13 protein-coding genes and 1 pseudogene are annotated in these 14,517 nt (G+C 64.9%); 5 read left to right on the forward strand and 9 right to left on the reverse strand.

The features are described 5' to 3' along the window. Nucleotides 1-5: 5 nt before the first annotated feature. The 9 genes from ABD767_RS14935 to ABD767_RS14975 all read right to left on the reverse strand — a co-directional run bounded on the left by ABD767_RS14935 (nucleotide 6) and on the right by ABD767_RS14975 (nucleotide 9,290). Nucleotides 6-215, reverse strand: coding sequence for a YgaP family membrane protein (locus ABD767_RS14935; RefSeq protein WP_013519671.1), 210 nt, complete (start codon nucleotides 213-215; stop codon nucleotides 6-8). Between the two features lie 53 nt (nucleotides 216-268). Beyond that, the gene (gene yiaY / locus ABD767_RS14940) at nucleotides 269-1,420 is read right to left on the reverse strand and encodes an L-threonine dehydrogenase (RefSeq protein ID WP_013519670.1); all 1,152 of its coding nucleotides are present in this window, start codon (nucleotides 1,418-1,420) and stop codon (nucleotides 269-271) included. Continuing rightward, nucleotides 1,417-3,066 carry an efflux transporter outer membrane subunit gene (locus tag ABD767_RS14945; protein ID WP_103044771.1) on the reverse strand — a complete coding sequence of 550 codons (1,650 nt, stop codon included), beginning with the start codon at nucleotides 3,064-3,066 and terminating at the stop codon, nucleotides 1,417-1,419. Before ABD767_RS14945 ends, yiaY begins: the two co-directional genes overlap by 4 nt. Further along, on the reverse strand, nucleotides 3,063-4,181 hold the full coding sequence (locus ABD767_RS14950; protein WP_103044772.1) for an ABC transporter permease: 1,119 nt from the start codon (nucleotides 4,179-4,181) through the stop codon (nucleotides 3,063-3,065). Before ABD767_RS14950 ends, ABD767_RS14945 begins: the two co-directional genes overlap by 4 nt. A gap of 4 nt (nucleotides 4,182-4,185) precedes the next feature. Beyond that, a complete protein-coding gene (locus tag ABD767_RS14955; RefSeq protein ID WP_103044773.1) occupies nucleotides 4,186-5,355 on the reverse strand; it encodes an ABC transporter permease in 1,170 nt (389 codons plus the stop codon). Next, nucleotides 5,352-7,124 carry an ATP-binding cassette domain-containing protein gene (locus ABD767_RS14960; protein ID WP_344869876.1) on the reverse strand — a complete coding sequence of 591 codons (1,773 nt, stop codon included), beginning with the start codon at nucleotides 7,122-7,124 and terminating at the stop codon, nucleotides 5,352-5,354. Before ABD767_RS14960 ends, ABD767_RS14955 begins: the two co-directional genes overlap by 4 nt. Before the next feature lies 1 nt (nucleotide 7,125). Then, nucleotides 7,126-8,166, reverse strand: coding sequence for a secretion protein HlyD (gene hlyD / locus ABD767_RS14965; RefSeq protein ID WP_344869877.1), 1,041 nt, complete (start codon nucleotides 8,164-8,166; stop codon nucleotides 7,126-7,128). 27 nt (nucleotides 8,167-8,193) lie between these two features. Further along, nucleotides 8,194-8,619, reverse strand: coding sequence for a hypothetical protein (locus ABD767_RS14970; protein WP_425549929.1), 426 nt, complete (start codon nucleotides 8,617-8,619; stop codon nucleotides 8,194-8,196). A 62-nt stretch (nucleotides 8,620-8,681) separates the two neighbouring features. Further along, the gene (locus ABD767_RS14975; RefSeq protein ID WP_344869878.1) at nucleotides 8,682-9,290 is read right to left on the reverse strand and encodes a TetR/AcrR family transcriptional regulator; all 609 of its coding nucleotides are present in this window, start codon (nucleotides 9,288-9,290) and stop codon (nucleotides 8,682-8,684) included. 321 nt (nucleotides 9,291-9,611) lie between these two features. Here ABD767_RS14975 and ABD767_RS14980 point away from each other — a divergent pair, with 321 nt between their 5' ends. From ABD767_RS14980 to ABD767_RS15000, 5 genes and pseudogenes are all read left to right on the forward strand, one after another. Next, the gene (locus ABD767_RS14980) at nucleotides 9,612-11,369 is read left to right on the forward strand and encodes an alpha/beta fold hydrolase (RefSeq protein ID WP_103044778.1); all 1,758 of its coding nucleotides are present in this window, start codon (nucleotides 9,612-9,614) and stop codon (nucleotides 11,367-11,369) included. Nucleotides 11,370-11,476: 107 nt separating this feature from the next. Then, on the forward strand, nucleotides 11,477-11,920 hold the full coding sequence (locus tag ABD767_RS14985) for a phasin family protein (protein ID WP_103044779.1): 444 nt from the start codon (nucleotides 11,477-11,479) through the stop codon (nucleotides 11,918-11,920). Between the two features lie 10 nt (nucleotides 11,921-11,930). Continuing rightward, entirely contained in the window at nucleotides 11,931-12,677 is a 747-nt protein-coding gene (gene phbB / locus ABD767_RS14990) for an acetoacetyl-CoA reductase (protein ID WP_013519660.1), read from the forward strand. 68 nt (nucleotides 12,678-12,745) lie between these two features. Beyond that, a complete protein-coding gene (locus tag ABD767_RS14995) occupies nucleotides 12,746-13,309 on the forward strand; it encodes a universal stress protein (protein ID WP_344869879.1) in 564 nt (187 codons plus the stop codon). After that, nucleotides 13,242-14,276, forward strand: a pseudogene (locus ABD767_RS15000) (bifunctional enoyl-CoA hydratase/phosphate acetyltransferase); the annotation flags it as partial. The gene ABD767_RS14995 and the pseudogene ABD767_RS15000, both read left to right, overlap by 68 nt. Between the last annotated feature and the right edge of the window lie 241 nt (nucleotides 14,277-14,517).

Raw genomic sequence — 14,517 nt, forward strand, 5'->3', positions numbered from 1 at the left:
GATGCTCACTCGGGCTTCTTCTTTTGCATTGGACAGGTGTTCACGCCGAGCAGGCGATAGCCCGGACAGCGACCCGCCAGGCCGGTAATCAGCGGCATGATTCCGATGAGCCCCAGCCACCGCCATGGCGAATCCAGCCACAACGGCAAGCTGAGCAGGATCAGGCCGATGACGACGCGCGCGATGCGATCGAGGTTTCCTACGTTCGTTTGCATGGAGGCACTCCTTGATGGTGGGATAGAACGGGTTCGGGAAATCACGCCGACGGCTACATGGCCGCCGCGAAAATGGCACTGATTTCCTCGTGCGACGCCTGTATTGGATTGGTCAGTCCGCACGCGTCCTTGAGCGCATTGGTGGCCAGGGTGGGAAAGTCCTTGGCCTGAACGCCAAGCTGTGACAGCCCGTGGGGAATGCCGATGTCGGCGGACAATTGGCGAATCGCCAATAGGCACAGATCTGCGGCGGCCTCGTCGCCCAGGCCATCGGTCTTTTCCCCCATCGCGCGGGCGATGTCGGCGAGGCGTCCCGCAGCGACCTGCTTGTTGTAGGCCTGCACGTGCGGCAGCAGGACGGCGTTGCACACACCGTGCGGCAGGTCGTAGAAGCCGCCCAGTTGATGCGCCATGGCGTGCACGTAGCCCAGCGAGGCATTGTTGAAGGCCATGCCGGCGAGGAACTGCGCATAGGCCATCTGTTCGCGCGCTTCGACGTTTCGCCCGTCAGCCACCGCCTTGCGCAGCCATTGGCTTATCAATGCCACGGCCTTGAGTGCGCAGGCATCGGTGATCGGCGTGGCAATGGTTGAAACATAGGCCTCCACCGCGTGCGTAAGGGCATCCATGCCGGTGGCGGCGGTCAAGCTGGCGGGTTTGAGCAGCATCAGCTCGGGGTCGTTGACCGAGAGAATGGGCGTCGTGTGCTTGTCGACGATCGCCATCTTCACGTGGCGCGCCTCGTCGGTGATGATGCAAAAGCGCGTCATTTCGCTGGCCGTTCCAGCCGTGGTGTTGATCGCCACCAAGGGCAGCTGCGGCTTGGCCGACTGGTCAAGTCCCTCGTAGTCCTTGATCGTTCCGCCATTGGCAGCGACCAATGCGATTCCCTTGGCGCAGTCGTGCGGCGAACCGCCGCCGAGCGAGATGACGAAATCACAATCGTTGTCGCGCAGTTGCTTCAGCCCATCGGCCACGTTCTTGGTCGTCGGATTGGGCTGCACTCCATGAAAAACCAGGGTATCCACGCCGTGGCTGGCAAGAAGGTCGCGCACGTTGCCGACCAGTCCGAGACGAACCAAGGGAAGGTCGGTCACGATCAGTGCTTTCCTGAAGCCATAGGACTGGATGGCCTTGGCTGCATCACGAAGACAGCCCGCGCCCATCAGGTTCACGGGCGGAATGAAAAAGGCGGTGGTGGTCATGGCTTGGCTCCTTCGGTTGGCCTGTTGATGATCAAGTGAGTAAGGGTTTCGCGTTCCGCGCTTTGGCTTGTGAGGTGTTCCGTCGCGGCGGCGCTTGCAGGCATGCCGGAGCGACTTGCACGAGGCGTGGGTGCGGCGGCGCCTGTAGGCGAATGGGCGGCGCTTGGCGTCATGTTGGATACCTCCCAGCCGCCCCCGAGCGCCTTGTACAGCGCCACCAATTGCACGGCGGCGCTGGTATGCGCACGTGCGGCCGCAGTCTCGGCTTCGTGCAGGCTGCGCTGGGCGGCCAGCAGCTCCACCAGTGCAACATCGCCCGCGGCGTAGCGAGCCTTGGCGTAGCCGTAGCTGGTTCGTGCCGCATCCAGGGCCATGGCACGGCGCTCCAACGTGTCCAGCCCGCCGTGGTAGTCGCCCAGCGCACGCTCGGCGTCACCCAGCGCCGCCAACACCGCCTGCTCATAGGCCAGCGCCGCCTGCTGCTCGGCGGCCTCGCGTGCCCGAATCTCGGCACGCACGCGGCCACCATCGAACAGACGCCAGGAAATCAGCGGCAGGATGGAAAACCGTGAACTGGATGCATCGAACCAGTTGCCCGTGCTGAGCGCCTGAAACCCGCCGCCGACACCGATGGAGAGCTTGGGGAACAGCTCGGCCGTGGCCACGCCGATGTCGGCAGAACTCGCCGCCAGACGCCGTTCCGCGGCCAGCACGTCAGGGCGGCGGCGCAGAAGATCAGCACGTTCGCCCACCGGCAGGGCCCGCAGCGTGCACGGTGCCAAGGGGCCGTCGAGCAATGCCAGTTCACGCTCCGGTGGAGCGCCCAAGAGCACGCCCAGGCCCAGCACCGCGGCGCGCTGGCGGGCCTGGATGTCCGGCAGCAGTGCGTTGACGGCAGTCCACTGCGCATAAGCCGCCTCCACATCGGCGGCGGATGCGTCGCCCAATGCATGCCGCAGGCGCACCAGCTCCAAGGTCTGCTGCAGCGTATCCAGCGTGGCTTGTTGTGCATGCAGTTCGTATCCAGCACCAACGGCGGTGAACCAGGTGCGTGCGACCTCGGCCACGATGCGCATGCGCACACCCTGTGCTTCGACTTCGGTGGCTTGCAGGCGGGCGCTGGCGCCTTCCAGGGCGCGGCGCTTGGCGCCGAATAGATCGGCCTCCCAGGCCGCATCGAAGCCCGCATCGTAGATGGTCTGGGTGGCGTCCATGCCGGGAATCGAGCCCACGGGCAAGGGGCCGTTCTTGCTTTGCCCGCGTCGGTTCACGCTGGTGCCCGCGCTCACGGTGGGCATCTGGTCGCCAGCCACGCGGTCGCGCAGGGCGCGCGCCTCGTCGATGCGTGCCGCGGCTTGGCGCAGATCCAGGTTCTGTGCCAGTGCCGTGCCCATCAGGCGGTCAAGGATGGGGTCGTCCAACGCGAACCACCAGCGGGCCAGGTCCGCGGACTGCGATTCGCTCGCCAGAGGCAAGGTCCAACCGCTGCCGATGTCCACAGGAGGCGGCTCGCGGTAGTCGGGGCCCACGGCCGCACAGGCGGTCAGCAGCACGCAGGACAGGGCCAGCCCGAGCGGGCGCAAGCGCCTGGACGCCGGCGGTGCGGCTGGCGTGCGCGAGGAGAGGTGGCGGGTTTTGGTTTTCATTGCAGGCGTCCTCGGACGAATACGGTGGCCATCGTCAGCGTGGCCAGCGCAATGAGCGCCAGCGGCCAGAGGCTGGCGAGAATGTCGCCGGGCGGCATGGCCTTGAGGAAGCTGCCTTCGACGATGATGAGGAAGTGGGTCAGCGGAATGGCCTGGGCCAGCCACTGCAGGACGAGCGGCATGTTTTCCACCGGCGTCGCAAAGCCCGACATCAGCACCGCCGGCACGCCAATGGCGAACGCCCCCAGGATGGCCTGCTGCTGGGTCATGCTCACGGCAGAAATCATCAGGCCGATGCCGACCACCGACAGGATGAACAGCACCAGGCTGGCGAGCAGCAGCGCGAACGAGCCGGTAAACGGAATGCCGAACAGGAACACGCCGGCGCTGATCATGAACAGGCCCAAGAGCGTGCCGATGGCGAGCGCCGGCAGCGACTTGGAGATGATGATCTCGGGCGTCGAGGTGGGCGACACCAGCAGCTGATCAAACGTGCCGAGTTCACGTTCGCGTGCAATCGACAGCGAGGTGATGAGCAGCGCGCTGAACAGCGCCAGGATGCCCGTGAGCCCAGGCACGATGAACCAGCGGTAGACCAGGTTGGGGTTGAACCAGTGGCGCACCACCACCGGCGTTGGCGCCTGCGCGTCGGGCACGACCTCGGCGCCAACGTCGGCGGCGATAGTGGACAGGTAGGCTACGGTGATCTGGCCCGAGTTGCTGCGCCGGCCATCGACCAGAACCTGGGCGCGGCCGCTGTCGCCGGCGGCGATGGTGCGCGAGAAATCCACGGGAATGGCGAGCGCGGCGATCACCTCGCCGCGGTCGATCATCTCGTGCAACTGCCGCTGGCTGTCCACATGCCGGACGTGGGTGATGAAGCGGGCGCTGTCCAGGCGCTGCACCAGTTCGTGCGACCAACGTCCGGCGTCCTGGTTGTAGACGGCGATGTCGACGTTGCGCACCTCAAGCGTGGCGGCAAAGGCGAATACCAGCAGTTGCAGGATGGGCGGCACGAACACCACCATGCGGCTGCGCGGGTCGCGCAGCACGCTGAGCACTTCCTTGATGAACTGGGCGCGCAGGCGGGTGAACGAGAAGGCGGAGGTCAACATCGCGTCACTCCAGGTTCTTGCGCGTGGCGCGCTTGGCGATGGCGAAGAACAACGCCCCGATCGCCGCCATGGCCGCCAGGTTGGGCAGGAACACGGCCCAGATGTCGCCGGCGAGAAATACGGTCTTGAGCGAATCGACGAAGTAGCGCGCCGGAACCGCCCGAGTGATGGCGCGGATCGGCGCCGGCATCGCATCGATCTCGTACAGAAAGCCCGAGAGCATGAAGGCCGGCAGAAAGCCCGTGAACAGGGCGATCTGCGCCGCCAGGAACTGGTTGCGCGCCAGCGACGAAATCAAGAGGCCCTGGCCCAGCGCCGGCACCATGAACACCGCCGACAAGAGCAGCAGCGCCGCCAGAGAGCCGCGCATCGGCACGCCGAACACGAACACGGCTAAGGCCGCCGCGCCCAGCGTGGACAGCATGCCGAGCACGAAGTACGGCAGCAGCTTGCCGATCAGGATTTCGGCCACCGACGCGGGCGTGGACAGCACCGCCTCCATGGTGCCGCGCTCCCATTCGCGCGCCACCACCAGCGCGGTCAGCATGGTGCCGATGATGGTCATGACGATGGCAATGGCCCCGGGAATCAGCGCGCGACGGCTTTCCAGCTCGGGGTTGAACCAGTAGCGTGGCTCCAGCACGACGGACTGCGCGGGTGCCGCGACATCCAGCCCGGCACGCCAGGTCTGCACCACGCCGCGGGCGTAGTTCTCGACGTAGTTGGCGGTGTTGGGATAGGAGCCATCGGTGATGATTTGCACCAGCGGCTCTGCTCCGCGCTGGGCCAGGCGCTGCTCGAAATCCTGCGGAATGACGACGTAGCCGCGCAGTGCGCCGGAGACGAGCTGGTCGGCCACTTCGCGCCGGTCATGGGCGAATTGCGTCTTCAGGAAGCGGGTTCCCGAAAAGGCGGCGGCCAGCGACTGCGCCGATGCACCGGGAGACTCCAGCACCACGCCGACGCGAACCTCCTTGGCATCCAGCGACACCGCATAGGCGAACAGCAGCAGCAACACCACCGGCAGCACGAAGGCGATCAAGAGCGTCGAGGGGTCGCGCAGCGCCTGATAACTTTCCTTGGTCACCAGGGCCATCAGTCGCCGCAGGTCAAACCGGCGCAAATCGCCCAGCTCCAAAGCAGCCCCTTCCTTGCGTTGTGCTACAGCGTTCATGCGGCGGCCTCCATCTCGCGGTCGGCAGATTCCACCAGGTGAATGAAGGCGTCCTCCATGGTCGGGTCGGGGTGTTCGACATTGGCTGCGGCGCGCTTGAGCGCATCGGGCGTGTCCAACGCGATCAGGCGTGCGCGCGAGAGCATGGCGACGCGATCGCAGTATTCGGCCTCGTCCATGAAGTGGGTGGTGACCATGATGGTCACGCCCTTGCGCGCCAGGCCGTTGATGTGGGTCCAGAACTCGCGCCGGGTGATCGGGTCCACGCCCGAAGTAGGCTCATCGAGGAACAGCACGGGTGGCCGATGCATGAGTGAGCAGGCCAGGGCCAGGCGTTGCTTGTGGCCTAGCGGCAGGGAATCGGGTGTGGCGGACAGCCAGTCCGACAGGTCGAAGGCCTCGACCATTTCCGCTATGCGCTCGCGCCGGGTGTTGCCTTCCAGCCCGTAGACGCCGGCGGAGAATTCCAGGTTCTGCTGCACCGACAGCAGGCCGTAGAGCGAGAACTTCTGCGCCATGTAGCCCAGCCGGCTCTTGGCTGCGCCGGTGGCGCGGCGCAGATCATGGCCCACCACATGCGCTTCACCAGCAGTGGGTTTCAACAGGCCGCACAGCATCTTGAAGGTGGTGGACTTGCCGGCACCATTGGGGCCGAGCAGACCGAAGATTTCGCCTTTGCGCACCTCGAAACTGACCTGGTCTGTGGCGGTGAATTCGCCGAAGCGTTTCGTGAGGTTGCGGCAGGACACGGCAATGTCGGAACCCAGTTCGACCGGTGACAGGCGCTCGGCCAGTGTCGAAGTCCCACCAGGGCCGCCGCCAAGCAAATCGATGAAAGCGTCTTCAAAGCGTGCGGGCACCGGGGCTAGCGCTACGCGCGCACGATCAGCCAGCGACTGGATTTGGCTTGCCTGCGCACCGTCCCGCAGTACCACACGCACGCCGGCGCCCTGGATCACTCCGTCGCTCACGCTCTCCAGATCGAGTGCCTCGGTCAGAACTGCCCGGCGCTCGGCACCGACGTTTTCCAGGCGAAAGCTGCGGCCTTCGAGCTGTGCGGTGAGTTGCTGCGGCGGGCCATCGAACAAGAGTTGCCCCTGGTTCAGCAGCAACACGCTCTCGCAGCGCTCGGCCTCGTCGAGGTAGGCGGTGGACCAGACCACGGCCATGCCCTCATCGGTCAGCGCCTGCACCATGCGCCACAAATCCTGGCGGCTGACCGGATCGACGCCGACGCCGGGCTCGTCCAGCAGCAGCACCTTGGGCCGCGCCATCAGCGCACAGGCCAGCCCCAGCTTTTGCTTCATGCCGCCGGAGAGCTTGCCGGCCAAGCGTTTCGTAAAAGGCCCCAGCCGCGTGAAATCGAGTAACTCGGCAAACAGATCGGCATTGCGATCCGCGTCCATGCCGCGCAGCTGCGCGTACAGGCGCATGTTCTCCATCACCGACAGGTCTTCGTACAGGCCGAAGCGCTGCGGCATATAACCGCTGGCGACATGGATGGCGTCGTTGTCCTTGACCACGTCAAAGCCAGCCAGGGTGACGCGACCGGCGTTGGGCACCAGCAGGCCGGTCAGAATGCGCATCAGCGTCGTCTTGCCGGCGCCGTCCGGGCCGACCAGACCGGTCAACCGCCCGTAGTGGATGTGCGCGCTCAAGCTGCGCAGGGCCCGCACCTTGCCGAAATGCTTGTCCACGCCTTCGATGACGACGGCGGCAGCGGCGACAGCGCTTGTCGGCGTGGCGGCCATGGCGGCGTTGGCCTGCATCTCAACGCTCCCCTACGCGCGTGCTGGAGGCCGGCTTGGCATCGACCGCGATCGTCACCGGCATGCCCTGACGCAAGGCGGCGTCGCTGTCGGCCTCGTCAATGACGATGCGCAGGCGGTACACCAGATCCGTGCGCAAGTCCGTCGTCTCCACCGTCTTTGGCGTGAACTCGGCGCGCGGCGAGATGAAGCCGACTTGGCCGCGATAGACCTTTTCCCCGGAATCGCTCTTGACGTGCACCACGGTGCCCGGTGCGATGCGGCCCAGATCCCGTTCGCCCACGTAGGCGCGCACGTACACGGGCCTGTCCAGACTCAGGCTGTAGACCGTGCTCTGGCTGGCCACCATGCTGCCGGGCTCGCGCACCCGCGCGATGATGGTGCCGTTGCTGGGTGCCGTCAGTTCGGTGTCCGCCAGGGAAGTGGTGGCCTGCGCCGCGGCTGCCTGCGCGGCTGCAAGGCGAGCCTGCGCTGCCTCAATGTCTTCCTTGCGAAAGCCCTCGGATGCTTGCGACAGGGCGGCCTTGGCGGATTCGACACCCGCGGCCGCCTGATCCCTGGCGGCGCGTGCGGCATCGACCGTGCGCTGGCTGCTGGCACCCGACGCCAACAGGCTGCTCTGGCGCTGGAAGTTGCGCTCGGCGTCAAGCGCCTGCGCCTGCGCTTGTCTGAGCGCCTCGCGTGCCTGGGTGATTTCCTGCGGCCGCAGGCCGCGGCGCAGCTTGCCCAGCTCCGCCTGCGCCACCTGCACCTGGGCCTGCGCCGCTGCAAGAGCGTCCCGATACGGCTGCGCGTCGAGCGTGGCCAGGCGCGCCCCGGCGGTGACGGCATCACCCTCGTCAAAAGCCATTTGCGTGACGCGCCCGGGCTGGCGGAAAGCCAGTTGAACCTCGCGGATGTCGACGTTGCCGTAGAGGCGCAATGCATCCTGGTTGTCATGGCCGCGCGTGAACCAGAACGCCAGTGCACCGCCAAGGGCGAGCAGGGCAACAATGATCACGGCCCAACGGGCTTTTCTTGTAGGGAGGTTCGGAGTTGTCATTGATGGGTTTCCGCTAGAAAGAGATGCTCACTGCTCGCGCGTGGTCGGTGCATGCGCTGTTGATCGACGCCAGGCGATGGCCGCGATGCCAACCCACACCAGCGTGCGCAGCGTCATGGCAATGAGCGTGCGCCGCTCCCAGGCCCCGCCCAGCGCCACATGCACTCCGAAGGCCAGAAACACGAGCGCCGTGGCCACCGCGATGGCCATCGCCATCCATGCAGCCCAGCGCCGGCGCATCCACAGCCCGACACCAGCGATGGCATAGGCGAACCCGGCCAGGAAGTTGAACCAGAGCACGAACGGCACGTAGCTTCCGGCTGCGGCACGCGCCGCGCCGTCATGAAACAGGACGGCACCGCCCTCCCTGATGGTCAGCAGACCAAATGCGACGGCAATCAGGGCGATCACACGCATCCAGATCCCGCGCCCGCTGTGTGCAGTCATGTTCATGGCTCCCGGTTCCTTGGAGGGTTTGCTGGATCGTCGTGCCGCTTGCGGACTGGACGGGTGCTTCATGTGCCGCCTTCGATGCCACGGCGGTAGATGGCGAACACGGCGGGCGCATCGCGACGAATCCGGCTGACCTTGCCGGCGAGCAGTGACTGCATGACCAGTCCCTGGATCGTGCCGATGAACAGCACGGCGGCGGCGTCCACGTCCAGCTCCGCGCTCAGCTCGCCTTGCGCCTTGCCCGCTTCCATCAGGCGGCGCAGGCGCTGCTCGTACTGGCGGATCAGGGTTTGCACCATGCGCTTGGCGAGCGTTTCGCCAGAGCGCTGCAACTCCCCGAACAACATGCGTGGCACGCCCGGGTGCTTCGCCACGAAGTCGATGTGTGCCATGAACATGGCTTCGAGTGCGACAGCGGGAGAGGTTGCGCCTTCGGCTGCCTTGTCGATGCGGCTGAGCAGGCGTTCGCCGACCCAGGTCATCGTTGCCTCCAGGATCGCGTCCTTGGTGGGGAAGTGGCGAAACAGCGCGCCCTGTGTCAGGCCCATTCGGTCGGCAATCGCCGTGGTCGTGATCTCGGCCGGGTTCTGCTCGGCTGCCAGATCAACCACGGCTTGCACTGTGGCCGCACGCCGATCTTCGGCGGACAGGTATTGGGGGCGTTGACTCACGATTCGGACTCCATGTAGTTAGTGATCTATTACTATCGTAACACGCAAAATGACCATGATGCAAGATCGGAAACTTGTCGGGTGAGGCAGGACTGTGGGCCCTTTCCTGGGGAGAGCGGATCGGTCAACTTGATGCAACTCAAGAAGCTGTATCGCCTTCCAGGCAGATCGAAAGGTGCTTGATCGTCGGACTGCAGCATCAGCAGCGGTAGTGATTGCGCTTTGGGTGGCTGAAAAATTTGGTGCCCCTGCGGAAGGCTTGCAACTTTTCCTATAAGCTATAAGATAGTAATATGTTACTTGCTAAATTAAGGGTTGGAGATGAGCAACGTCGCAACACACGGCAAGGCCGATCTGGCGCAGCCCGAAGCCTGTCGCCCTGACACCCTGGATACGCTTGCGAACGCTTGGCGGGCGCGCAGCACGGGTGGGCTGTCACCGGCGGCCGGCCTGCTGGCCTGGTACGACTGGGCCTTGCACCTGAGCCTTTCCCCAGGCAAGCAACGCAGCTTGATCGAAAAGGGTTTGCACAAGCAGCAGCGCCTTGCACGATATGCCTTGCGCGTTGCCAGTGCGCACGACTGCCCGACCTGCATCGAACCGCTGGAGCAGGATCGGCGCTTTGCCGCCCCGGCTTGGCAGCAGTGGCCCTTCAACGTGATTCACCAAGGCTTTTTGCTGCAACAGCAGTGGTGGCACAACGCCACCACAGGCGTGCGTGGCGTGTCGCGCCATCACGAGAACATGGTCACTTTCGCCGGGCGGCAGTGGCTGGACATGTGGTCGCCTTCGAATTTCATCTGGACCAACCCCGAGGTGCTGGATGCGATCCGGGCCAGCGGCGGCGCCAATCTGTGGCGCGGCACCATGAACTTTCTGGAAGATGCAAGGCGCGTCGCGCTCGACGATGCGCCTGCAGGGGTCGAAGGGTTCGAGGTCGGCAAGGACGTGGCGGTCACCCCAGGCAAGGTGGTGTTTCGAAACCACCTGATCGAGTTGATCCAGTACTCACCCACGACGCCGGATGTGCATGCGGAGCCGGTACTGATCGTGCCGTCCTGGATCATGAAGTACTACATCCTCGACCTGTCGCCGCACAACTCGATGGTGAAGTACCTGGTCGATCAGGGGCACACGGTGTTCATCCTTTCATGGAAGAACCCGACGGCGGCCGATCGTGACCTCGGCCTGGAGGACTACCGCTGGCTGGGGGTCATGGACGCATTGGATGCGGTCACGGCCATCGTGCCCGAACGCAAGGTGCAGGCGGTCGGCTATTGCCTGGGCGGCACCTTGCTCGCGATCGCCGCCGCCGCGATGGCGCGCGATGGCGACGAGCGTCTGCAAAGCCTGACGCTGCTGGCATCGGAGACTGATTTCCGCGAGTCGGGCGAGATCGCGCTTTTCATCGACGACAGTCAATTGGCATGGCTGGAAGCCGGCATGTGGGACAAGGGCTATCTCGACGGCAAGCAGATGGCTGGCGCGTTCCAGATGCTCAACTCACGCGACCTGATCTGGTCGCGACGGGTGCGCGAATACCTGTTGGGTGAGCGTCAGACCTTCAATGACCTGATGGCCTGGAATGCCGACGTGACCCGCATGCCGTACCGCATGCACAGCGAGTACCTGCGGCGCCTGTATCTGGACAACGACCTGGCCGAGGGGCGCTACCGCGTCGGCGGGAGACCCGTGGCGCTGGCCGACATCGAGGTGCCCATGTTCATCGTCGGCACGGTGCGCGATCACGTCGCCCCCTGGCCGTCCGTGTACAAGATGCACCTGCTCAGCGATGCGGAACTGACCTTTGTTCTCACCAGCGGCGGGCACAACGCCGGCGTCGTCAGCGAGCCGGGACACCCCCGGCGCAGCTTCCAGATGGCGACCCGTGCGGCCGGCGATCGCTATATCGATCCGCAACTGTGGCGTGCCGAGACCCCGCTGAACGAAGGCTCCTGGTGGCCGGCATGGCAGCAATGGCTGGCACAGCGCTCTGCCGGGCGCGTCGCGCCGCCTGCCATGGGCGGGACGCAAGCACCGCTTGGCGATGCGCCGGGAACCTATGTGGCCATGCGATGACAGGACAAAACACCGCCACGAATACACCCTCAACTTTCGTCGGGCCGTTGCGCAGGCATGGCCTACACCCGCCCCGGAGGGGCACATCATGACCGTGGAGCATTGACATGAACAACGAACTGCCCATCCAACTCTACAAAGCCAATGCCGAGTTGCAGCTTCAGATCACCCGCTTGCTTCAAGAAAGCGGTCACCACTGGCTCGAAGCCATGCAGCAGCTCAGTGCCGGTGGCGTGCTGGAGACCACCTCGCGCATCCAGAACCTCCAACAGGCAGCGGACTGGCAGGCGCTTGCCACCTTGCCGTCCGAGGTGTTCTGGCGCCTGTGCCAAGGCCGTATGGGCGACACACAGGCGGTCGGCCAGGCTGCTGCCAAGAGCCAGGCGGCATTCGCCGATGGCCTGCGTGAAGCGCTGACTACCTGGCAGGCATCCGTCTCCGAGGTATTCGGCGCCAGCGGCGGCACAGCCACTTTCGCGCAGTTTTGTCAGCAATGGACACAGCCCTGGACTGCGCCAGGCGCCGCGCCTCAGGGCAAGGCCAAAAAGTGAGGAGGCGCATATGAGCAGTTCGGGACGAACCGCCCTGGTCACTGGCGGCAATCGCGGCCTTGGCGCGGCCATTGCCCGCGCGCTGGACGACGCGGGCCACCGCGTCATCATCACGCACACGCCCGGCAACGAGAAGGTCGCCGCCTGGCTTGACGCGCAGGACACCAAAGGCTACCGGTTCACGGCCTACGGCGTCGATGTCGGCGACTGGGAATCGACCCAGGCCTTGGCGCGTCAGATTCAGGCGGACGGCCACCACGTTGACATCCTGGTGAACAACGCCGGCATCACCCGCGACGCGACCCTGCGCAAGATGGACAAGGCCGGCTGGGACGCCGTGCTGCGCACCAACCTGGACTCCATGTTCAATGTCACCAAGCCATTCATCGATCCGATGGTGGAGCGTGGCTGGGGGCGCATCGTCAACGTCTCGTCCATCAACGGCAGCAAGGGTCAGTTCGGCCAGACCAATTACTCGGCGGCCAAGGCTGGCGTGCATGGCTTCACCAAGGCGCTGGCGCAGGAGGTGGCACGCAAGGGCGTGACGGTCAACACCGTCTCGCCGGGCTATCTGGCCACCGAAATGGTGATGGCGGTGCGCGAGGACGTGCGCCAGAAGGTCATCGAAGCGATTCCGGTGGGTCGCCTCGGCCAGCCGGATGAGATCGCGGCGCTGGTGGCCTTCATCGCCAGTGACGCTGCTGCTTTCATGACGGGCAGCAACGTGGCGATGAACGGTGGCCAGCACATGTCATGAGTCGGGAGAGCCCGCAGCCCTTGCGGGCGGTTTCCCGCGCGGCAGTCAGCGCCTCCCGGAGGAGTTCCATGTATTCCCGATTTCTGGTGCCGCTGGACGGCAGTCCCACATCCTTCCTGGCGCTCGATCATGCGGCAGAACTGGCACGCCTGAGCGGCGCCACCGTGATCTTGCTGCATATCGTCGAACCAACCCGCCACAGCACGGATTTCGAACGTCCCGAGGTCTACATCAAGGATGTCCGCCCACGCTTCCTCAAAGCCGGCCAGACGTTGCTGGATGAGGCTGCGAGTCGGCTCCGCCGGGAAGGAATTGCCACAGAGACGGTGCTGCTTGAAAGCGGCACCGAACGCGTGTCGGAACAGATCGCGCATCAGACCGAGATCAACGATTGCGACCTGGTCATCCTGGGCACCCACGGACGTCGCGGCATGAACCGGCTGCTGCTGGGCAGCGATGCGGAGCAAGTAGCGCGCATCGCGCCAGTTCCGGTAATGCTGGTGCGCCAGTCGAGCCGAGATGGTGGCCCGCCATCTTCAGCCGCACGGGCGCCAGTGAAGGCCAGCGACAACATCGGTACGTCAGGCTGGCGTTCAACTGGCGCAAGCAAGGCAAAGAAATCACATGAATGAACAAGCCCCTGAGGGCGTTCGCGCCGATCCTCCAAGTGGTGTCGAGCGTCTTATCGCCCATGTCAAAACCATGGCCCCGGTTCGCACCGCGGTGGTGCACCCTTGCGACGCGCTCAGCTTGGGGGGTGCCTTGGACGCGCGCGATGCCGGCGTCATCTCGCCAGTATTGGTGGCGCCGCTCGCCAAGTTGCGTGCCGTTGCGGCCGACACGGGGTTGGAACTGGGAGACAGCGAGGTCGTCGATGTGCCGCACAGCCACGCCGCAGCGGCCACCGCCGCCCGGCTGGCTGGCAAGGGCGAGGTGCAGGCGCTGATGAAAGGCAGCTTGCACAGCGATGAGTACCTGGGTGCCATCCTGGCGCCCGAAGCCTGCCTGCGCACCGAGCGCCGATTGACGCACTGCTACATCATGCAGACGGCCAGCTACCCACGGCCCTTCATCATCACCGACGCCGCCATCAATATCGCTCCGACGCTCGAAATCAAGGCCGACATCGTGCGCAACGCCATCGACTTGGCGCGCGCCATCGGCATTGCCGAGCCCAAGGTGGCGATCCTGGCGGCGGTCGAAACCGTCAACCCGCGCATGCTTTCAACCCTGGATGCTGCGGCACTGTGCAAGATGGCTGATCGTGGCCAGATCACCGGAGGTGTGCTCGACGGGCCACTGGCCTTTGATAACGCCGTCTCTCCCGATGCCGCGCGCGTCAAGGGCATCAAGTCCGCCGTGGCCGGGCAAGCCGACATCCTGGTCGTTCCCGACCTGGAAAGCGGCAACATGCTGGCCAAGCAACTGGAATACATGGGCCAAGCCGATAGCGCGGGGATCGTGATGGGCGCGCGCGTGCCGATTGTGCTCACCAGTCGCTCGGACTCGCGCCGCACGCGAATAGCTTCATGCGCCATTGCACTGATCTTGGCGCATCGCCAGCGTGCTTTTGTTCAGGGCGAAGGGAGCCGCGTATGAAATGCAATTTCACGGGCAATGTTCCGTTCGTTTCAGGTAATGATTCTGCAGTGCCGGTACGCAGCTCTCGATCGTGAGGCATATGCTCCTTGCATCTCTCTGGCGTTGGTTGATTGAACCGCCCCGGGTTTCAAGGAGGCTGATTGGTTTAAGTTGACACCTCTGTCGAGGTGTTGCTGACGGCGAGTTGCCGCCAGTAGTTTGCCTCAGCTTCTGCGGGAGGGATGCCCCCAATCGGCGT

Origin of the sequence: Comamonas faecalis, assembly GCF_039538025.1 — a bacterium.
GTDB lineage: Bacteria > Pseudomonadota > Gammaproteobacteria > Burkholderiales > Burkholderiaceae_C > Comamonas_C > Comamonas_C faecalis.